At 62.3% G+C, this 20,317-nt stretch carries 20 protein-coding genes; 15 read left to right on the top strand and 5 right to left on the bottom strand.

Going from position 1 to position 20,317, the window contains the following annotated elements:
• Positions 1–86: 86 nt before the first annotated feature.
• From HHL27_RS00330 to gspN, 8 genes are read left to right on the top strand one after another with little or no spacing between them, the layout of a single operon-like run.
• Entirely contained in the window at positions 87–941 is an 855-nt protein-coding gene (locus tag HHL27_RS00330) for a type II secretion system protein N (RefSeq protein ID WP_169491406.1), read from the top strand.
• Complete coding sequence (gspD, locus tag HHL27_RS00335; protein ID WP_169491407.1) at positions 938–3,118, top strand: type II secretion system secretin GspD; 2,181 nt, start codon at positions 938–940, stop codon at positions 3,116–3,118. The genes HHL27_RS00330 and gspD overlap by 4 nt, the downstream gene beginning before the upstream one ends.
• A gap of 16 nt (positions 3,119–3,134) precedes the next feature.
• A complete protein-coding gene (locus HHL27_RS00340; RefSeq protein WP_169491408.1) occupies positions 3,135–4,661 on the top strand; it encodes a GspE/PulE family protein in 1,527 nt (508 codons plus the stop codon).
• A complete protein-coding gene (gene gspF / locus HHL27_RS00345; protein WP_169491409.1) occupies positions 4,661–5,890 on the top strand; it encodes a type II secretion system inner membrane protein GspF in 1,230 nt (409 codons plus the stop codon). The genes HHL27_RS00340 and gspF overlap by 1 nt, the downstream gene beginning before the upstream one ends.
• A gap of 2 nt (positions 5,891–5,892) precedes the next feature.
• On the top strand, positions 5,893–6,396 hold the full coding sequence (gene gspG, locus HHL27_RS00350) for a type II secretion system major pseudopilin GspG (protein WP_240959213.1): 504 nt from the start codon (positions 5,893–5,895) through the stop codon (positions 6,394–6,396).
• A gap of 10 nt (positions 6,397–6,406) precedes the next feature.
• Entirely contained in the window at positions 6,407–7,504 is a 1,098-nt protein-coding gene (gene gspL, locus HHL27_RS00355; protein WP_169491411.1) for a type II secretion system protein GspL, read from the top strand.
• Complete coding sequence (gene gspM / locus HHL27_RS00360) at positions 7,504–7,974, top strand: type II secretion system protein GspM (protein WP_169491412.1); 471 nt, start codon at positions 7,504–7,506, stop codon at positions 7,972–7,974. The genes gspL and gspM overlap by 1 nt, the downstream gene beginning before the upstream one ends.
• A 32-nt stretch (positions 7,975–8,006) precedes the next feature.
• A complete protein-coding gene (gene gspN / locus HHL27_RS00365) occupies positions 8,007–8,690 on the top strand; it encodes a type II secretion system protein N (protein WP_169491413.1) in 684 nt (227 codons plus the stop codon).
• A gap of 7 nt (positions 8,691–8,697) precedes the next feature.
• On the opposite strand, the gene HHL27_RS00370 is transcribed toward gspN, so the two are convergent.
• Together HHL27_RS00370 and nhaA are read right to left on the bottom strand one after the other, a co-directional pair.
• Positions 8,698–9,153 (bottom strand): Dps family protein, encoded by a 456-nt coding sequence (locus HHL27_RS00370; RefSeq protein WP_169491414.1) that lies wholly within the window; start codon positions 9,151–9,153, stop codon positions 8,698–8,700.
• 107 nt (positions 9,154–9,260) lie between these two features.
• Entirely contained in the window at positions 9,261–10,436 is a 1,176-nt protein-coding gene (gene nhaA, locus HHL27_RS00375) for a Na+/H+ antiporter NhaA (protein WP_169491415.1), read from the bottom strand.
• A 100-nt stretch (positions 10,437–10,536) separates the two neighbouring features.
• Here nhaA and HHL27_RS00380 point away from each other — a divergent pair, with 100 nt between their 5' ends.
• From HHL27_RS00380 to HHL27_RS00400, 5 genes are all read left to right on the top strand, one after another.
• Positions 10,537–11,922 (top strand): glycosyl transferase family protein, encoded by a 1,386-nt coding sequence (locus HHL27_RS00380; RefSeq protein ID WP_240959214.1) that lies wholly within the window; start codon positions 10,537–10,539, stop codon positions 11,920–11,922.
• Between the two features lie 44 nt (positions 11,923–11,966).
• Positions 11,967–13,022, top strand: a complete 1,056-nt coding sequence (locus HHL27_RS00385; RefSeq protein ID WP_169491416.1) for a hypothetical protein — start codon at positions 11,967–11,969, stop codon at positions 13,020–13,022.
• 71 nt (positions 13,023–13,093) lie between these two features.
• On the top strand, positions 13,094–14,008 hold the full coding sequence (locus tag HHL27_RS00390; RefSeq protein ID WP_169491417.1) for a sulfite exporter TauE/SafE family protein: 915 nt from the start codon (positions 13,094–13,096) through the stop codon (positions 14,006–14,008).
• Positions 14,008–14,760, top strand: coding sequence for a TIGR02186 family protein (locus HHL27_RS00395; protein WP_169491418.1), 753 nt, complete (start codon positions 14,008–14,010; stop codon positions 14,758–14,760). Before HHL27_RS00390 ends, HHL27_RS00395 begins: the two co-directional genes overlap by 1 nt.
• A gap of 98 nt (positions 14,761–14,858) precedes the next feature.
• Positions 14,859–16,511 (top strand): ATP-binding protein, encoded by a 1,653-nt coding sequence (locus HHL27_RS00400; protein ID WP_169491419.1) that lies wholly within the window; start codon positions 14,859–14,861, stop codon positions 16,509–16,511.
• 7 nt (positions 16,512–16,518) lie between these two features.
• Here HHL27_RS00400 and HHL27_RS00405 read toward each other — a convergent pair whose 3' ends face one another.
• Genes HHL27_RS00405 through HHL27_RS00415 form a run of 3 tightly spaced genes read right to left on the bottom strand, consistent with a single transcriptional unit; the run spans position 16,519 to position 19,014 of the window.
• Positions 16,519–17,979 carry an MATE family efflux transporter gene (locus HHL27_RS00405; protein WP_169491420.1) on the bottom strand — a complete coding sequence of 487 codons (1,461 nt, stop codon included), beginning with the start codon at positions 17,977–17,979 and terminating at the stop codon, positions 16,519–16,521.
• Positions 17,980–17,983: 4 nt separating this feature from the next.
• Positions 17,984–18,502 carry a YceD family protein gene (locus HHL27_RS00410; protein WP_169491421.1) on the bottom strand — a complete coding sequence of 173 codons (519 nt, stop codon included), beginning with the start codon at positions 18,500–18,502 and terminating at the stop codon, positions 17,984–17,986.
• Entirely contained in the window at positions 18,499–19,014 is a 516-nt protein-coding gene (locus tag HHL27_RS00415) for a ubiquinol-cytochrome C chaperone family protein (protein ID WP_169491422.1), read from the bottom strand. The genes HHL27_RS00410 and HHL27_RS00415 overlap by 4 nt, the downstream gene beginning before the upstream one ends.
• A 200-nt stretch (positions 19,015–19,214) precedes the next feature.
• Here HHL27_RS00415 and HHL27_RS00420 point away from each other — a divergent pair, with 200 nt between their 5' ends.
• Both HHL27_RS00420 and hslV read left to right on the top strand, forming a co-directional pair.
• Positions 19,215–19,715, top strand: a complete 501-nt coding sequence (locus HHL27_RS00420; RefSeq protein ID WP_169491423.1) for an outer membrane protein assembly factor BamE — start codon at positions 19,215–19,217, stop codon at positions 19,713–19,715.
• 42 nt (positions 19,716–19,757) lie between these two features.
• Entirely contained in the window at positions 19,758–20,315 is a 558-nt protein-coding gene (gene hslV, locus HHL27_RS00425; protein ID WP_169491424.1) for an ATP-dependent protease subunit HslV, read from the top strand.
• Positions 20,316–20,317 lie beyond the last annotated feature (2 nt).

Below are 20,317 nucleotides of genomic sequence, written 5' to 3' on the forward strand. Positions count from 1 at the left end.
GCGTTTGTAATTCCGGTCCGCCCCGTTATGGCTTGAGGTGTGGAGGGGCGGTGCAGGTGTGCCGCCACGAGCGGGGAACAGGCAGCTTGGCGCAGGCGGCAAGCATCGTACGCGTTGTACGCACGATAAAGGTTGCGCGGCTTCGCCCGCCAGCCTTGCGCGATCTTCTGTGGTGGTTGCTGGTTTCACTAAATGCGCTGTTCGGCGCGATCCTGTTCTGGACCTTGATCACTCCGCTTTCGCCAGTCGGGCAATGGCGTCCGTCCGCGGTACGCATGCCTTCGCTGGCGGAACGGGCCGCACTTTTTGCAACCGTCGATCCATTCAATCGGACCACGAACGCTGCGGTCGGATCTGATACTGCTGCGGTGACAAGCCTTGCTCTGACGCTTTATGCGACACGCGCAATGCCGGGCGGAGGCGGTAGCGCGATCCTCGCTGGCAGCGACGGTGTGCAGACGGTGGTCCAAGTGGGAACCGAAGTGCAGCCTGGGATCAAGCTAGTTGCGGTGGCCTTCGACCACGTAATCCTCACCCACAATGGTGCACGCGAAATGCTGTATCTCGACCAGTCTGGATCTGCTCCCACCGCGACTGCAGTGGTTGCGGCCAATCCGGTGAAGGCGACGGGCATGCAGCAGGCGGATACTGCCGGCGCTCCGATCACGGTGCAGAGCGTGCGTAGCGGGATCGGCTTCGGTCCGCGCGCCGCCGGTGGCCGCGTCGTGGGCCTTGAAGTGATGCCACAAGGTGATGGCAATGTGTTCCGGAATGCAGGATTCCAACCCGGCGATTTGGTCACGGCGGTAAACGGTCAGCCTGTCCGGGGGGCTGGAGACACTGCCCTGCTGGTCGGCGCGCTGCAGCCCGGTTCGACAGTGGCGATCACCGTTCAGCGCGGCGGCCGCCAGCTTCCCATTGCGATCAAGCTCGGACAATGAACCTGCGACATTTCTTCATCGCCCTTTCGGCAAGCGCCTTGCTCGTCCCGGGCGTCGCGTGCGCGCAATACACCCTCAACGTACGTGAGGCGGACATTCGCGCCTTCATCGCAGATGCTGCCGAAGTCACCGGTCGTACTTTCATCGTGGACGCGCGCGTGCAGGGCAAGGTCAGCGTGGTCAGCGACCGGCCGCTATCGCGATCGGAGTATTTCGAGGTCTTCCTTTCGACCCTGCGGGCCAACAGCCTGGTCGCAGTGCCCACCGGCAATGGCGCTTTCCGGATTCAGCCGGTGGAGGGCGCGGCGAGCCAGCCGATGCGCATCGGCAGCCGTGGTGCCGCGCGGAACCAGATGGTGACCGAGATTGTCCGCCTGTCGACGATCGATGCACCGCAGGCGGTGGAGACGTTGCGACCACTCGTCAGCAAGGACGGTTCGATCACGGCCAACAAGGCTGGTAACTCGCTGGTGGTGGTCGATTACGCCGATAACATCGCGCGGATCCGCGCGCTTGTCCGTTCGATCGATCGCGATCAGTCATCGACACGCACGGTAATGCTCGATCACGCGGGTGCTCGCGAAATTGCCACCGCGCTGGCCCAGCTTGTTCCGGCAGGGGGCGAAGGGGGCAGGTCATTGGCGAGCGTGGTTGCTGTCGACAGTTCCAACGCACTGCTTCTGCGCGGGGATGCGGCCACCATTGGTCGCCTTGAAGCGATGGCCCGGCAGCTTGACGCCCGGGCCGCACATGGCGGCGAAATCAAGGTTCTGTGGCTCGACTATGCCGATGCGGCCGTGCTCGTTCCGGTCCTGGAGCGCCTGGTGGGTGGCACGGGCGGTAGTGAAGTCGCATCGGGCTCGCAGGCACCGGTGTCATTGGGCGGCGTCGGCGGATCCAGCACGTCGACGGGGGGAACGCAAGGTTCGACAACCCCCGCGGGTGGACAGGCTGCAGGCGCGCAAGGCGTGAACCCCACCGGTGGAACGACCGGCGGGCTGGGTTCCGGTCCGATCAAGCTCGAAGGTGGCCGTGGAACCGCGACGATCACCCGGTATCCCGGCGCGAACGCCGTGATCATCGCTGCGCCTGCGGATGAACAACGCCGACTGACCGAGCTGGTCCGCCAGCTCGACGTGCCGCAGGAACAGGTGCTGGTCGAGGCGATCATCGTCGAGATTTCGAACGACGTTGCAAGGCAACTGGGCGTTCAGATGCTGCTTGGTGGCAAGAACATGCCATTTGCGGTCACGAACTACTCGAACGTGTCGCCGAACATCATCGATATCGCCGGCGGACTTTACGCGGACAAGCTGGATTCCACCACCACGGTGATCAATGGGAGCACCGTTACCACCACGACCAATTCGACGACCGGTGATCTGCTTCGCCAGAACGCAGCTAATGCGATCCTGGGCGCGCAAGGCGGTTTCGGCGGGTTCGTGACCGATCTTGGCAAGGATGGCGTTCTGGGTGCCCTGATCAACGCAGTTCAGTCCGACACGAATTCGAACATTCTCTCGACGCCGCACATAACGACCAACAACAACGTCCCTGCCTCGATCCTGTTCGGCAAAGAGATCCCGGTGGCCACCGGAGAGGCGCTGTCGAGCGCAAACTACAGCAATACCTTCCGGACCATCCAGCGCCAGAACGTGGGCATCGAACTTGATGTAACCCCGCAGATCAACGCGGGAAACCAGATCCGGCTGGACTTGCGCCAGCAGGTAAGTTCGATCGCGGGGCCGGTCTCGTCGTCCAACAGCGAACTGATCATCAACAAGCGCGAGATCAAGACGACAGTGACTGTCGGCGACCGTGAGATCGTCGTGCTGGGTGGTCTGCTTGACGACAATGAGCGCCGTACGATCGAGAAGGTTCCGTTGCTGGGCGATGTCCCTCTTCTGGGCGAACTGTTCAAGTCACGCGGCAAGAGCCACGTGAAGACCAACCTGATGGTCTTCATCCGCCCAACAATCATGCGCAATGGTGCGGACCGCGCGGCACTCACCGCCCGGCGGTACGGGGTGATCCGCAATGCCCAAAGCACCTTCGATCCCAAGCGCGAGCCCAACATCGATGAACTGATCGTCGACTATATGGGCGCTGCGCTGCCCGCCGTCCCGACATCTGCACCGGGGGATGCTGTCATTGCGCCCGGTGCGGGCAAGCCCTGACGCCATGGAGTCGGAGATGGCCGATCTGACCGAGATTGCGCCGGGCCTGTCGTTAGCCACTGGGCTCGATATCGCCGTGTCTCCAGCCATATCGTCGGTGCCTTACACCTTCGCTCGGGATCGAGGGTTGCTTGTAGAAGGCGGCGACGATGCTTTTGCCCACGTGGTGCGTCTCGAAGGCACCAATCCGCTACCTCTGCTCGAGCTTCGGCGGGTTCTTGGGCGACCGCTGTCCGTTCGTCAGGTTTCCTTGGCCGAATTCGAGAAGTTGCTGGCAACTGTTTATGCCATAGACGGAACCGCGGCAGCAATGGCTGGCGATCTTGGCATCGGCCGGGACAGCGCCGCTCTTGACCTCCCCAGTGCGGAGGATCTGCTCGACAGTGCCGATGATGCGCCCGCAATCCGCCTCATTAACGGGCTCATCGCGGAAGCGTTAAGGCAGGGGGTCTCGGATATCCATGTAGAACCCTATGAACAGGCGCTTGTCGTGCGCATGCGGATGGACGGTGTTCTGGCTGAAAAGCTGCGCATGCCGGCACATGTCGCACCGGTTCTCGTCAGCCGTATCAAGGTCATGGCCCGGCTCGACATTGCTGAACGACGCGTGCCGCAGGACGGGCGCATTTCCCTCTCTCTCGGTGGCCGGCTGATCGATGTGCGCGTTTCGACGTTGCCCAGCCGCGCTGGCGAACGGGTGGTCCTACGGCTTCTCGACAAGGAAAACGCAGGTTTCGATCTCGCGCATCTCGGACTCGATGGGCACAGTCGCGACGTCCTGACCCGCGCTCTTGCCGAGCCCAATGGCGTCATTCTCGTCACCGGCCCGACCGGGTCGGGCAAGACAACCACCCTTTATGCCGCCCTGCGTCTGCTGAACGATGGTGCGCGCAACATCCTTACGGTGGAAGACCCGGTCGAATATGCCGTCGATGGCGTTGGGCAAACGCAAGTGAACGGAAAAGTCGGCCTGACGTTCGCAGCAGGTTTGCGCGCAATACTGCGACAGGATCCTGATGTGGTCATGGTCGGGGAAATCCGCGATCGCGAAACGGCGGAAATTGCAGTTCAGGCAGCCCTCACGGGCCATCTGGTGCTGTCGACCGTTCATACCAACGATGCGGTGGGCGCGGTCACCCGGATGCGGGACATGGGGGTTGAAGCGTTTCTGCTCGCATCGACACTTCGCGCCGTCTTGGCGCAAAGACTTGTGCGCAGGCTCTGTCATCATTGCAGCTGCGAGCGTCCACTCGATCCAAGTCTTGCAAACTTGCTGGGGCTGAAGGAAGGCCGCCTGGTACGCGATGCCGTCGGCTGCGACGCCTGCGACAACACCGGATTTTCCGGGCGAATCGGCGTGTTCGAAGCTCTGCGGGTTGACGACCAACTGCGCCGCATGATCCTGGCGGGAGAAAGCGAGCAAGCCATCTCGCGTCACGTTTTCGCGGACGCGCCAAAGCTCGCCAAGTCGGCCCGGCGGCTCGTCAAAGAAGGGCTGACCAGCCCGGCCGAAGCTGCCCGTATCCTGCGGCAGGAGGGGTGATGGCGCGCTTTGCCTATCACGCCATCGATGTGAAAGGACAGGAGCGCCGCGGAGCGGTCGACGCCCAGGACGAGCCCGGCGCCATTGCCAAGCTGGGCCAACGGCAATGGCATGTCCTTTCCGTCAGTGCCGATACGGCAACCTACGTCCACGACGCCTCATCGCGCACGGACGGTTCTCGCTGGTTGGCGCGTCGCCTCTCTGCGAAGCAGCTGGCTTTATTTACGCGCCAATTTGCTTCGCTGATGCTGGTGGCTCCACTCGAGGAATCGCTGAGGACCATTGCGCGGCAGACCGAGAAGGAGAAAGCTCGCTTCATACTCGGCAACGTCCATGCCGGCATCGTCGAAGGCTTGCCTTTGGCCGAAGCGATGCGGCGCGAGGAGCCGAGTTTCCCCCCGGTCTATCGCGCGATGATCGCAGCGGGAGAAAGCTCGGGCAGTCTGCCATCGATCGCGATGCGGCTGGCAGATATGCTGGAGCGGCAGGCAACGGTACGTGCGAAGATCGTGGCCGCACTTGCCTATCCAGTGGTGCTTTCTCTCGTCGCTATCGCGGTGGTTTCCGGCCTGATGATCTCTGTCGTGCCGCGGGTGGTCGAGCAGTTCGACAACGCCAGCCGGCAGCTGCCTTTGCTGACGCGAACCGTCATCGCCCTTTCGCAAGCGATGGCCAACTGGTGGTGGGCCATGCTGCTCGCTTTGGCCTTGGGCGGCGCCGGCTTTCTGCGGGGCTTGCAGCAGCCAGGCTTCCGGCTTCGGGTCGATGCCGCCGTGCTGGGCTTGCCCTTCGTCGGCCGCCTGGTCCGCGACGTGCACGCGGCCGGACTTGCGCGAACACTCGCCACGATGATCGAGGCGCGCCTGCCGCTGGTCGACGGTTTGCGATTGGCAACACGCACGGCTTCCAACACGGTTCAGCGAAATGCACTCGGGATCATTACCGAAAAAGTGCGGGCCGGCGGGGCCCTTTCGACAGCCTTGCGCGAGGCAGGGACCTTTCCCCCCTTGATGGTATATCTTGCAGCGAGCGGAGAGTCTGCCGGACAACTCGCGCTGATGCTCGAGCGTGCCGCCGATTACCTCGAACGGGAGTTCGAAAGTTTTACGGCAACCGCCATGGCGCTGCTGGAACCTGCGATCATTGTCGTCATGGGGGTCGTCGTCGCGCTCATCATTCTTGCGATCCTGCTGCCGATCCTGCAGCTCCAGAACCTTACCGGACTATGATCATGTACGTACGAACTGACGCCGCCACAGCGAAACTGCCAGTCAATCGCAGAGAGTCCGCTGCTCAAGCTTCAGCGCATAGGAGCAGCGAGCAGGGATTCAGCCTTGTTGAACTGATGGTCGTCCTGTTCATCATGGCGCTGCTGGCCGCTGTGGTTGCGTACAACGTGATCCCGGTGGGCGACAAGGCGAAGGTCGTTGCCGCCCGTGCAGACATCGCCACGCTCGACCAGTCGCTCGAGATGTATCGACTCGACCTCGGTACGTATCCTTCGCAGGGAGAGGGACTGGCCGCATTGCGTCAACCGCCGGCAGGGCTCGCAAGCCCTCAGGATTATCGCAGTGGGGGCTACATCAAGGACTTGCCCAACGATCCCTGGGGGCACCCTTACCAGTACAAGGTGCCTGGTGAAGAAGGCCGGCCGTTCGAAGTCTTTTCGCTTGGCGCTGATGGTCAGCCTGGAGGATCCGGGCTCGACGCCGACGTGACCGCAAAAAAGGACTGACACAATTTCGGTGCCCACTCCTGATGGCGTGATAGTCCTGCTGCCTGCGGTGCCCGGGGCGCCCTGGCATTGGTGTGCCGTCGCAGCAGGCGCACTGGGCGAAGAGCGTCAGTGGGCCCCAGGTGAGGACGTGCCGTGGGAAGGGGGAACCCAGGCCACAGCACTGGTTCCGGCGGAGATGGCGCCGGTCACGGATAGCCAGTTGCCGGACTTGCCCGTTGCGCAGGCTCTGGCTGCAGCCCGCATTTCTGCCGGAAGGGGTGAGCTAGAAGAGGATCGACATGTCGCGGTGGCCGCACAAGACGGGCGGCTCCTGACTGCCGTCACGAGCCCGGATCTTATGGACGGCTGGCTCGCCACCCTGATCGCGAGCGGTCTCTCGCCCAGAGCGATTGTCCCTGCCGCACTTTGCTTGCCGCGCCCCGACGAAGGAGCGCTCATCGCGGAACTGGGCGGTCAGACCCTTGTTCGAACACCGCACGCTGCTTTTACAGGAGAAGCTGCGCTCATTGACGCCTTGGCGGAGCAGCTGCGTGCCATGTCCGGCAACGAGATCGAGGCCGCGCTTCTTGCACTACACGCTTCACCCGCGCTGGACTTGCGGCAAGGGCGTTACGCCCCCCGGCGTGTTTCCTACTTCACGGTCGCTGACTGGCTGCCTCTAGCCAGGCTGGCCGCCAACGCTGCGCTTCTGGCGCTGCTGGCAATGTTGACGATCATCGTCCGTCTTGACCTTGATGCATCGGCACGGGAGCAGCAGGCCGTTGCGAAAGTGCAGCAGCGCTTTCCATCGGCAGTCAATCTGGACACGGCCGAGCGGCTGGTGACCGCTGCTTCGGCGCGGCAGGGCGCGGGAGCCCAAAGTTTTTCGGCGCCGATGGCGGCGTTGTTGTCAGCCATTTCCACTGTGCCGGGTGTGGCGGTCCGCGATATCGCATTCGATGGGCTCGGATCGCTCAGATTTACGGCGGCAGCAGCAAGGGCGGAGGATATCAACACGGTGCTCCGGACGTTGCAGCATCAGGGCTGGAAGGTCACCGTGCCGCCCAGTCTGGCGCCGGATCCCACGGGCGCAACAGTGGCCGCAATCACACTGAGGGCGGAATGATGCTGGCAGGGGTCAGGCAATGGAGGTCGCAGCTTACGCGGCGCGAGCAGCGGCTGATCGACTTTGCGGTGGCACTCACGGCGCTAGTCGTGCTGGTTTGTGGCATCGTGCTTCCCGTTGGCGCAGGCTTCGACGCAGCAGCGACGCGGCACACCGATGCGGTTCGCAGGAGCGCGAAGCTCCTCGAGGCGGTCGATGCGATCGATCGAAAGCCCCACAGATTGCAGCGCGGCGCGCCAAATCTTGATCAGGCTCTGTCTCGGTCGGCACAGGCTGCAGGGCTGATGATCCAATCCAATGACAGACAGGGCAGCGGGCAGGTACACGCCAGCCTTGTCGGGGCAAATTCGGCGATGGCGCTGTCATGGCTGGTTCGATTGGATGGCGACGGGCTTCGAATCGTCAATCTTGCAGTACGACCTTCCAACGATGGTACGGTCGTGCTTGATCTTGTTATCGATCGACCATGATCGGGCGCCTTGTTGTCTTGCTGGATCGACGCATGCCGCGCGGCGCAGTGGCAGGGATCGCGGTCCTGGTCGCTTTCTCTCTCGTCCTCACGCTGCCGCTCCGGCTTGTCGCGGGGGCGGTGCCGGGTCTTTCCGCGCGCGAAGCGGAAGGCAGCGTGTGGCACGGCGTTCTTCGCGAAGCTCGGATTGGACCATTCGCGGCGGATACGCTCGAAGTTCACTTGCGACCGCTCCCGCTCCTCGCTGGAAAGCTGGAGCTTGCTATCGCAACTCGCAGTCTCGAAGCATCCTGGGCGTTCAAGGGAAAGGTCGGACCAACAGGGCTCGCCGACCTCGACGGCACGCTTCCGCTAGCAGGCGGACTTTCAGGGCTGCCGATCGACAGCGCCTCGTTCTCGGAATTTGGCGCCGTGTTCGACGCGAACGGATGTCAACGCGCTGGCGGCATGCTCTCAATTTCGGTTGCGATCCCCGGCAGCACAAAGCTTGATCTGTCGGGTAGCGCGCACTGTTCGGGAAGGGACCTTGTCATTCCGCTACGCGGCGCAGGCGGAATGGAGCGACTTGATCTGCGAATCTTGCCTGATGGCCGGTGGCAGGGCGACTTGGCTGTTGCAGGGATATCGGGGGAAGTCCAAGCGCAGCTGGCCAAGAGCGGCTTTGCCGCTCGCCCCGGTTCGACCGATATGGTGATGCGGGCGAGCGGCAAATTCTAGCGCTATATTAGCTCGCAATCTCTGTCAGGAACCAGACGCGCTTTTCTGCCTGGTCGGTCCAGTCGTCGGCCATACCTTCGGTCGCATTGTCGCCCGCCTCACCGGCGGCTGCTTTCACGGCGCGAATGCGCTCGACGAGCGTGGCATTGTCGTCGCGCAGCGACTTGATCATCGCGAGTGCATCGACCTTGGCGCGATCGTCATCCTTGATCACGGTCTTGTCGGCAATTGCGCCGATCGAGGTCAGGGTCGTCCCGCCGTTCTTGCGGACGCGCTCGCCGATGATGTCGGTCAGACCGAACAGCTCGGCCGACTGCTCGTCGAACAAAAGATGCAGGTCGCGAAACTGTGGGCCGGCGACATGCCAATGATAGTTCTTCGTCTTCAGATAGAGCGCGAAATAGTCAGCCAGCAGCCCGTTGAGGCTGTCGATCAGGGCCTTCTTGGCATTGTCACCCGGCATGATAATCCCCTTTGCATGATTGGGCCTTGCTGTGGTCGGCCGGTTATACGCCGTCGGCGCAGAAAGGTTTCATGCAAATGGCGGATGGCACTGATCGGCAGTTTCAATCAGGGAACAGGTTTAGCAATCCTCAGGAGCAAGGCTCCCATAGCTGCCGACAAAACGGATCCGGCCAGAATCCCGATTTTTGCCTCTTCTGCGAGGTCTGGATGTTCCGGGAATGCTAGTCCGGCGATAAACAGGCTCATCGTGAACCCTATGCCGCACAGAACGGCCATGCCCCAAAGGTGCATAAGGCTGGTTCCGGCCGGCCGAGAGGCGATGCCCAGCTTTTCCGAGACCAGCAACGCCATCAGCACGCCAACCTGCTTGCCGATGAACAGGCCTGCGGCGATGCCCAGCGGCAGAGGGGCCAGCGCAGATCCACCATCCGCACCGATCAGGGAAACGCCTGCGTTTGCGAGCCCGAACAGCGGGACGACGATGAAGCCGTTCGGAGCGACCAATGCGTGCTCCAGGCGCAGGAGCGGACTGTCATGCTCCGCATTCAAGGCCATTGGTACGGTCAGTGCGGCAAGCACTCCGGCAACCGTTGCGTGGATGCCCGAATGGAGCACAGCAAACCAAAGAACAACGGCCAGCACAATGAAGGGCCAAGTTCGACGCACCCCTGAACGATTCAGGGCGATCATGGCCATCAGCACCACGGCTGCCCAGCCCAGCCAGCTAAGGCTGATCTTGGCGGTATAGAACAAGGCGATGACTGCAACCGCGCCAAGGTCATCGACGATGGCGACCGTTAGCAGGAAAAGGCGCACGGAAGGCGGGATACGCTTTCCGACGAGCGCGAGGACGCCCATTGCAAAGGCAATATCCGTTGCAGCCGGGATGGCCCATCCGGCGTGCAGGTCGGGTCGGTCGTAGGTCACGGTCAGATAGACCAGCGCCGGCACAGCCATGCCGGCAATGGCCGCAATCACCGGGAGGCGCCGCCGCTGAGGGTTTGCCAAGGCGCCAGTGATGACCTCACGCTTGATTTCGAGCCCCACCACGAAAAAGAACACGGCCATCAGAGCATCGTTGATCCAAAGATGGATGGTGTTGAGCTTTGCGATGGGCGTCCAAGGCAGGACATGATGCAGCAACTCGTGCCATTCATGGGACAGGGGCGAGTTGGCGAGACCGAGCGCAATGGCTGCGCATGCCATCAGAACGAGGCCGGGAGCTGCCTCGCTTGCCAAAATTATTTCCATCCCGCTTCGAGACTTTTGGTTTTCTGCCATATTCGAACCAAATCCTCGTTAAGCTTGCGTTGTCATTGCGCCATCTGCGGGCATACTTGCAGGCTTGTACGAATGTCGTCAAACGGCAGGGGCCCACGAAATGACGCCGTTGACCATGGCCTTCGACTTGCTGGGCAGGATCCAGCATGAGCTGCTGCTTTTTGCTGGCGTCTGGTTTGCCGTGGGCGCCATCGATGAATGGGGCGTCGATATCCTTTGGCTCTGGCTTCGACTGACGGGGCGGGTCGGAACGGGAGCGGTACGCGAGCCAAGCAGTGCGCCACTGCGCGGAGTAGCTGCCGTGCTAGTGCCCGCTTGGCATGAATCCAATGTTGTCGGCGCGATGTTGTCGCATTGCCTCGCCGTCTGGCCCCAGCGAGAACTGGTGATCTACGCCGGATGCTATCGCAACGATGCCGAGACGGTGATGGCCATTGTCAACGTCGGGCACGATCCCCGCCTGCGGATTGTAGTGCACGATCAGGATGGACCCACGACCAAGGCCGATTGCCTGAACCGGCTGTATGCCGCCATGCGCGAGGACGAGGCGCGGGGCGCTCCACACGTTCGAAGCGTCATCCTTCATGATGCCGAGGACATGGTCCATCCGGATGCACTCGTTGCACTGGACAGGGCCTTGGACACAGCCGACTTTGTGCAGTTGCCCGTTCGGCCCGAACCGCAGGCTGGATCGCGATGGATCGCGGGTCACTATTGTGACGAGTTTGCAGAAAGCCACGGCAAGGGCATGGTGGTCCGCGACTGGCTTGGAGTTGGCCTTCCGGCAGCTGGCGTTGGCTGTGCCTTCAGGCGCGACGCCATTGAAGCGATTGCCACCCGGCGCGGAGCAGCTGAACCTTTTGCTGCCGAATGCCTTACCGAAGACTACGAATTCGGTCTCCTTGTCGGCGAAATCGGGAAGCGAGCAAAGTTCCTTCGTCTGCGCGATGCCGACGGTGCGCTTGTTGCGACGCGTGAGTTCTTTCCCGGGACATTGGTCAGCGCCGTGCGTCAGAAGACCCGCTGGCTTCACGGCATAGCCTATCAGGGATGGGAAAGACTGGGATGGAGCGCACGGCCGCTTGAGCTGTGGATGCGATTGCGCGATCGGCGCGGGCCGCTGACGGCTATGGTGCTCGCCGTTGGCTATCTGCTTTGCGTCCTTGCGCCGGTGACAATGATGGCAGCGTGGAGCGGCCTGTGGACGCCACCTCCGGTTGATCCAGCCATCCGAGCCCTTCTCATTTTCAACTTTGCCGCTCTCGCTTGGCGAGTGGGAATGCGGGTTGCCTTCACGACTCGGGAATACGGCTTGCATGAGGGGCTCTGCGCCATCTTGCGGATGCCGCTCGCAAACGTCGTGGCGATCATGGCGGGGCGGCGGGCCCTTTCGGCCTACGTCGCTACGCTTCGAAGTGGGGCGGTCACGTGGGACCATACCACCCACATCGGTCACCCTTCGATCTCGTCGGTTTCCGCGCAGTGATTGCAACGATCGCGGTCAGTCCATCGCGACGACGGGGGCAGCCCTTGCTGGCGCTGCTGGCGATCATCGCGCTTTGGGTGGGAATGCGCGCTGTCCTCATTGCTTCCAGCGCTGAGGAGGCCGGTTTTTTGCCTAAGCGAGGCTTCGAGCGCCGAAGTGCGCCAAGTGTTCGACGGCCGCCTGCCGCAATGCTGAGCGACATCCATCACCTCGAGGGCCATGCGCCTGGATCGACGCATTTCCGGGAAAGGCACAGAACACCATCGGCGACCATTTTCGAACTGCCACCAAAGCTTGCCAATTCTTCGTCCGTAGCCGCAGAGACCGAAACCGGGCCCCGATCAGCCTTGGTCGGAGATGGGACTTGCCGCAGCGACACGCCGGCCAATTGCGAACGCGTTGGCGACATTCGGCCGAAGCTCGCTGGCAGCGCATCCGCGTCCGGCCAAAGATGGTCTGGCGATGCGTGGCTGTTCCTTCGAGGTGGCGGTGGTCGTGAAGGGGCATTGGCATCTCTTATGCCCTCCTACGGTGCAAGTCAGTTCGGCGTGGTTGTTCGCCGAAGCTTCGGCCCTCGACCTCGTGGTGCTGCCTTTGCTTATTTGCGCATCGCAGGTGCCACGACAGGTGAAGATGGCCAGGCTGCAGCAGGTCTTGGTCTTCGGCCTTCGGCTGGGTTGCCCGTAGCTTTCCTGGCAGAGGCGCGCCTGCAGAAGGAGCAAGATGCCTCCCGCGTGGCACCCGCACTGGCAGCGGTGAGCGAGATTCCGCCCGTCGGGATGCCGCTCGGATTGGAGGCGACGATCTACGCACAGGGTGGTTGGGTCGGCGGTCGAAATGCAACCCCCTTCTTCGACGCGCAGGCCAACGTGGAAAAGCCGTTTCCGCTCGGCGCGATGGATACTGAGTTGCGCCTGGGGGGCGGTGTCTGGACCGGCGGGCAGCGCGGCGCGGCGCGGCTCGATATTGGGCCGAGGGCTGCGCTCAGATCGAGAGTCGCTGGCGTGCCACTTCAGGCGGCACTCGATTGGCGGTTTCGAGTGGCAGGCGATGCGCGGCCCGGATCCGGCCTCGCCTTGACGCTTTCGACCGGGTTCTAGGCCGGCGGGTGCGAAAAAGAACCGGCTCCGGCGTTTCCTTGGTCGCCCGGCTGCGCTAGCGAAGGGGGGAGATGGATGTCTACCTTCCCATCGCCAACCTTGCCGTCAATGGCCTGGTGATTATCGGGCTGGGCGCGCTGACCGGCCTGCTTTCCGGCATGTTCGGTGTCGGGGGCGGCTTTCTAACGACGCCCCTCCTCATTTTCTACGGCGTTCCACCCACGGTCGCTGCAGCATCGGCAGCCAGCCAGGTGACAGGGGCCAGCGTTTCGGGCGCATTTGCCCACGCCAGGCGCGGCGGCATCGACTACCAGATGGGCGCGGTGCTGGTTGCGGGCGGCGTGATCGGAACCGGCATCGGTGCCCTGCTCTTCCGTTTGCTGCAGGCACTTGGCCAAATCGATACGGTCATCAATATTCTGTACGTCCTGCTGTTGGGCGGGATCGGTGGATTGATGGCCCATGAAAGCGTTGCCGCTCTCCGTGCGCAGCGACTCGGTGTTCCGGTCCCAGCAAGAAAGCGGCGTCATCATCCGCTTGTGGCGAGCCTGCCGCTGCGTTGGCGGTTCTACCGTTCGGGCCTTTACATATCGCCTCTCGCGCCGCTGCTGTTGGGAATGGCCACCGGCATTCTGACGATGCTGATGGGCATAGGCGGCGGCTTCATCCTTGTGCCAGCCATGCTCTACATCCTTGGCATGGGGGCAAGCGTTGTCGTCGGCACTTCGCTCTTCCAGATCCTGTTTGTCACGATGGCAACGACGATGATGCACGCGCTGACCACGCGCGCTGTCGACATCGTTCTCGCCTCGCTTCTCCTGCTCGGTTCGGTGTCCGGGGCGCAGATCGGCGCTCAATTTGCGCAGAAGGCGAAGCCAGAACAGCTTCGGTTGATCCTGGCGATCATTGTCCTGGGTGTTGCAGTCCGCATGGCGCTTGGGCTCGGTTATCGGCCGGATGAAATCTACACGCTGGTGCCGCTGTGATGCGGTGCGCATTTCTGTTGATCATCCTTGTCCTGATCGGTGGAGCGCGAGAACCTGTGCTCGTACCCGAGATATCCCAGCACGAGATACAAGTCAGGCAAGGCTTTACGGGCGCAGACCTTTTGCTCTTCGGCGCCATTCTGTCGCCAGAAGGCACCCGTGCCGCACAAGGGACGGATATCGTCGTCGTGCTCGAGGGGCCGGCCCGCTCCATCGTATTGCGTGAAAAGCAGAAGGTTGCGGGCATCTGGGTCAACGCCGACAGCACCGAATTCCGCTCAGCTCCGACGTTCTTTGCGGTTGCAGCAACCCGGCCAATTTCGCAGATCGTAGATGACAAGACTGCGGCAATCTACGAACTGGGGCTCAAGTGGCTCCAGCTTTCACCGATTGGCGTAATTGATCCCAGCGAACAGCAGCGTTTTGCGGCTGGTTTGGTGGACCTGATGCGGCGGCAGGGGCTTTATCAGGAAGACGATGGCGCCGTGCACACCAGCGGCGACGTGCTGTATCAGGCGCGTATATCTCTGCCATCCAGCGTGCAGACCGGAACATACACCGCCGAAACCTTCGCCATACGGAACGGAAAGGTGGTGGCGTCCGCCATAACCCGGGTCGAGGTGAAAAAGGAGGGTTTCGAGCGCTTCGTGGCCCTGAACGCGGAAAACAACGGTCTGATATACGGGCTATTTGCGGTCCTGCTGTCTGTCGGCATGGGATGGCTCGCGGGACGATTGTTCGCGCTGGTCTGACCGGGTGCGAGGGGCAAATTTAGCCGGTTGTTAACCCTGCTTGGACTAGCCTAGGCCGGTAACAGCGTGCCTGCGCGCGCAAGGGGCAGGGCTTACCAATGACCGAGATGATCGTGCAGGGCTTCACTGCCACAGTCGCGAGCGAGGACAATGCCCGCCAGCCAATCGGTTCGGTGATCGATGTCGCCGGGTCTGGCAGCCAGATTGCGCTAGACCTCAAGCGTCTTGAGGAATGCATGGCGGACGCCGATCCTTCGGTATCGCTGTCTGGCCAAGTGGGCAGTCAGATCAAGATCCGGGTCGGAAATTCGTGGCTTCTGGCCAGCGTCCGGACGCAGCGTCACGAAAGTGGCATGAGCGACTGCATCGTCGCACGGGTCGATTTCCTTGGGGAGGGCGAGGAAGAGCGCCTGACGGGGCGGATCTTTGCTTTCCGTCGTGGCGTGACCCGCTATCCGATCCCGGGCTCTCTGGTCTATCCCGCCACCAGTGCGGACTTGCGTCAGATCTACGCCAGTGATGGCCGGGCCAACGTGTCGATCGGGACGGTTTTTCCTAGCCGTGACATCCGCGCCGGGCTTTACGTCGATGCCCTGCTCGGCAAGCACTTCGCGTTGCTGGGTTCGACCGGTACGGGCAAATCGACGAGCGCATCGCTCATCCTTCATCGCATCTGTGAGACTGCCCCGCAGGGCCATGTCGTGATGATCGACCCGCACGGCGAATATGGGCAAGCATTTCGCGGCATCGGGCAGCTGCTCGACGTGTCGAATCTGCAGATGCCGTACTGGTTGATGAACTTCGAGGAGCATTGCGAGATATTCCTCACCACGAGCGGTGCGGACCGGCAAATCGATGCGGACATTCTGGGGAAGTGCCTTCTGGCCGCACGCCAGCGCAATCGCCTTGCCGAACAGATCGGCAAGATCACCGTCGACAGCCCGATTCCCTACCTGCTATCGGACCTGGCCCAGATCCTTTCCAACGAGATGGGCAAGCTGGACAAGGGCACGAATTCGATCCCCTACATGCGGATCAAGTCCAAGCTGGACGAGATCAAGAACGACCCGCGCTACCAGTTCATGTTCTCCGGCATGCTTGTGGGAGACACGATGAGCGAGTTCATCTCGCGTGTCTTCCGCCTTCCAGCCGATGGTCGTCCCATTTCGATCATCGACGTTTCCGGCGTGCCAAGCGACATTGTGTCGACGGTCGTGGCGGTACTCAGCCGGCTTGTCTTCGACTACGCAATCTGGTCGCGGGACGAAGAGACGAGGCCGGTGCTGCTGGTTTGCGAAGAAGCGCACCGCTATGTGCCCAACGAGAAGAATGCAGACGGTTCTTCCGTCGGTCGGATCCTCTCCCGCATCGCCAAGGAGGGCCGCAAGTACGGCGTCAGCCTGGGCCTGATAACCCAGCGACCATCCGACCTGGCCGAGGGCGTGCTTTCGCAGTGCGGCACGATCATCGCTATGCGCCTCAACAACGAGCGAGATCAGGCTTTCGTGCGCGCCGCCATGCCCGAAGGGGCGCGCGGATTCCTCGATTCCATTCCCGCGTTGAAGAATCGGGAATGCATCATCTGCGGCGAGGGCGTCTCGATCCCTGTCCGCGTCACTTTCGACGAACTCGATGCACCGCTGCGGCCAGCATCGGATGATCCGTCGTTCGCACAGCTCTGGTGCAAGAGCGGTGGCGAGGAGGCCTCGGTCGAGCGGACAGTTCAGCGCTGGCGCGCACAGTCCCGATAACAAAGACCTAGACCGCTGGAGCCATCCGCCCGGCGCTGTCGCCATCGACGTGGGTTTCCTCGGCGCATTTTTCCGGGGCAACCGCTCTAGCCTGCGCTCGCCAGCCAGATCGCCGATAAGCGATGAATGCAAGGATCATCGATATTGTGGATCCCACCGTGAAGGACAGCCACAAGGCATCCGATCCCAACGCACCGCGGGCCAGTGCATAGAAACCGAGCCGTACCGGGTACATGCTGATCGTAAGAATGATGAGCGGTGCGAAAACCACCCCGCCTGCTCGCATGGTTCCGAAAAGCACGATCGTGACGCCGAAAAGGATGTAGGTCCAGATCGCCAGGTACTGGATGTGCCGTGCCAGTTCCACAGCCGGGCTGCTCGCGCCGAGAAACAGGCCCAGGACGGGGCGATCGAAGAGCAGGATAAGGGCCGTCAGCGTGCCGGTCATTGCAAGGTTGAGGACGATTCCTGCCTTGGTGATTTTCCCGAGCCGCTGGGTAAGCCCCGCACCGATGGTCTGCGCTGCCATGGCCGATACGGCGGCCGAAATCGCCATGGCTGGCATCTGCACGTAATTCCACAATTGCAGCGACGCTCCATACGCCGCGCTGAAAGTGGCTCCCTCGCGATTCACCAGGCCGACCATGACGATCCCCGCCACCGAAATGATCAGCATCTGGGCGCCCATCGGCAGGCCTTTCCCGATGATGTAGCGTAACTCGCTCGGCTGAGGGATCAGATAGCCGATTTCGGCTTGTCGCAACCGCAGGGGCAGGTTGCGCGCGTAGACATAGACAAGGAGCGACACCATCGACACGATCGACGCAATCGTCGTTGCGACCGCCGATCCCGCGATTCCAAGCTTTGGAAATGGCCCGATTCCGTTGATCAGAAGGGGATTGAGCCCCACGTCCAGCGCGACCGAAAGTATCATGAAGCGCAGCGACGTTTGGGCGTCTCCTGCACCGCGCAGGCCCATTCCGATCATCAGCGTGATCATCGATGCCGGCATCGAGATGAAGATCACGCGCAGGTAATCGAGCGCGTAGTGAAAGACCTCCGGCGGTGTAGCCATCGCGCGCAAAAGTGAAGGTGCCAGCATCCAGCCCGCCGATGCCACGATGATCGCCAAGCCGACGCATAGTCCCAACGCACTGCCGAACGTGCGGCGCGCCGCATCAATGTTCCCGGCGCCAAAGGCCTGACCGACCTTGATCGTGGCGGCCATCCCGAAGCCGAACACGCCGGCAAACACCAGGAACATGATCACATTGGCGTTGGCCGTGGCGGCAAGAGCATTTTCACCCAGCAACCTGCCCACCCAGACCGCGTTGACCGAGCCGTTGAGCGATTGCAGCACGTTCGAAAGCAGCGTGGGAGCCGAAAATGCGATGAGGGTGCGCAGAATGGGGCCGCGCGTCAGGTCTCGATGCCCGGCGCGAACGGGAGTGGCTGCCGGGGCGTCCATAGGGTTAGTCCTTCTTGGTCAGTGCAGCCAGCGCCGCGAAGGGGCCGCTGGATGGATCGCCGGCCAGGTTGTGCTGGATCCGCGCGCGGTCCGCCTCGGGTCCCTCGGCGAAAGGATCGATCGCCAGCGCAAGGCTCTGGGCGATCGCTTCGCCAAGATCGATCGTTAGGCCCTCGAACTCGATCTCATCGCATTCGTTCGCAGTTATCTCGAGCTCTTCGTCGGGCGCATGGTGGCCGGGTGGCACGAAGCGAAGGTTCACCGGCTCTTCGACGTGGACGTTGAAATCCTCGCCGGAAATCGCGCAAGCCTGAACGATGTCGGCCACAAGAAGGCCGGAAGCGAGAACGTTTTCGCCTTCCCGGACCAGCACGAGTTCGGCGTGCAGCGAATCAACGGCGCTGATAGCGAAGCGTGCGGCAAGACGGCGCCGCTCGTCTGCGTCAGGCTCCAGCACGATCGGCGCGTCGGTAACCTGGCGCAGATCGATCACCCGGCTGAACTCTGGGGCAGGCGCGCTCACTTCCCGATCTCCGCGGCAAGAACCCGGTGCGCCGGTTCAAGCGCCAAGCCTGCTGCGAAGGCCCGGATGCGCTGGGCAACCAACAGCGGATCCGCGCCTTCTACTAAGGTGACATTGCGCGACACCGCTTGGGCGAGCGGCTGCTCGCCCGCCGCCAGTGCTTCCCTGTAGGCGCCGAGGCGACCGCCCAGCGTGCTCATCAGCTTGCCGACATGCTTGCCAACCATGAGATCCCCCACGCCGCTTTCACGAAGTTGCCCATCCATGTCCTCGACGAACAGCTCGGTGAGGCGCACGGACGGCTCGATAAGCTCCTTGTCCCTTTCCATGCGCAGCAGCACGACGCTCAGAACCAGCGTGATCGCGTCGAAGCGCCCGGCTACGTTGTCGGCAATCCCGCAATCGCGATACCACTCCTTCTCGCGGGCGATCTCGACAACCTTGTGCCACAGCGGGCGGGCAACGGCGCGGTCGTCCTGCGTCTGGCCGAACAGGCGGGCGAGCAGCGACATGGACTAAAACCTTTCCAATGGCAGGCGGCCGTTCAGGGCCAATTCAAGCTGGCAGTCTAACGGGCGAAGACCACATTTGGCAGGAAAGCCTGCCATTGCGGTAATGCCGTTTGGGCCCTAAGGCTTGCCGCGATATAGGGACCCGGGGGCGCATGGCAATTGTCCGGGTGTACACCCGGATCAGTGGATCGGAGCAACGAATGCGGAATACCGAGGTCAGTTTGCGCGCCGTGGCAGTTATCGGCCTTGCGGCGCTTGCCTCGGGTTGTGCGAGCATCAAAGATCATCGCGGCTACTTGGTCGACCCCGCGCTGACCGAATCCGTCCAGCCGGGCATCGACAATCGCCTTTCGGTCGAACGCGCGCTTGGCCAGCCGACCTTCAAAAGCCAGTTCGGCAAGCAAAGCTGGTACTACGTGTCGATCGATACGAGGCAGGCTCCGTTCATGCGGCCGAGGACCCGAGACGAGAAGATCATCAAGATCGATTTCGATCCGGCCGGCAACGTCGCCAGTGTCCAGCGCGGCGGGATGGAAAAGGTCGTCCGGATCGAGCCGAACGGCGACAAGACGCCCACGCTCGGCCGCGATCGCAGCTTCTTCGAGGACCTTTTCGGCAACATCGGTGCCGTTGGCGCTCTTCCGGGCGGCACGGCTGGCAGCACCAGCGGCCCGAACGGGTCTGGTCCCAACGGAAGCTGACGCGCGCTTGAATTCGTGTCCATGCGTCACATATCGCGACGCATGGACGAAAGCAGGGCGAGCCACGGCCTGATCCAGTGGCACGGCACCACCATCATCGGGGTGAAGAAGAACGGTCGCACGGTCATTGCCGGCGATGGCCAGGTATCGATGGGCAACACGGTGATGAAGCCGAATGCCCGCAAGGTGCGGCGGATCGGAGACGGCAAGGTCGTTGCCGGATTTGCTGGCGCGACGGCCGACGCTTTCACCTTGTTCGAAAGGCTCGAGCGCAAGCTTGAACAACATCGCGGCCAGCTGATGCGTGCCGCTGTGGAGCTCGCCAAGGACTGGCGCACGGACAAGTATCTCCGCAATCTTGAAGCGCTGATGATCGTCGCGGATTCGGAAACCATGCTGGTTCTGACCGGCAACGGCGACGTGCTTGAACCTGAAGGCGGGATTGCTGCAATCGGTTCGGGTGGAAACTACGCCCTCGCTGCGGCGCGTGCCCTGACCGATTACGAAGACGACGCTGAAAAGATCGCGCGCCGCGCCATGCAGGTTGCAGCCGAAGTCTGCGTGTTCACCAACGACCGCGTGACGGTCGAGGAAGTCTGATC

It is taken from the genome of Novosphingobium olei (genome assembly GCF_012927405.1).
Taxonomy (GTDB): domain Bacteria; phylum Pseudomonadota; class Alphaproteobacteria; order Sphingomonadales; family Sphingomonadaceae; genus Novosphingobium; species Novosphingobium olei.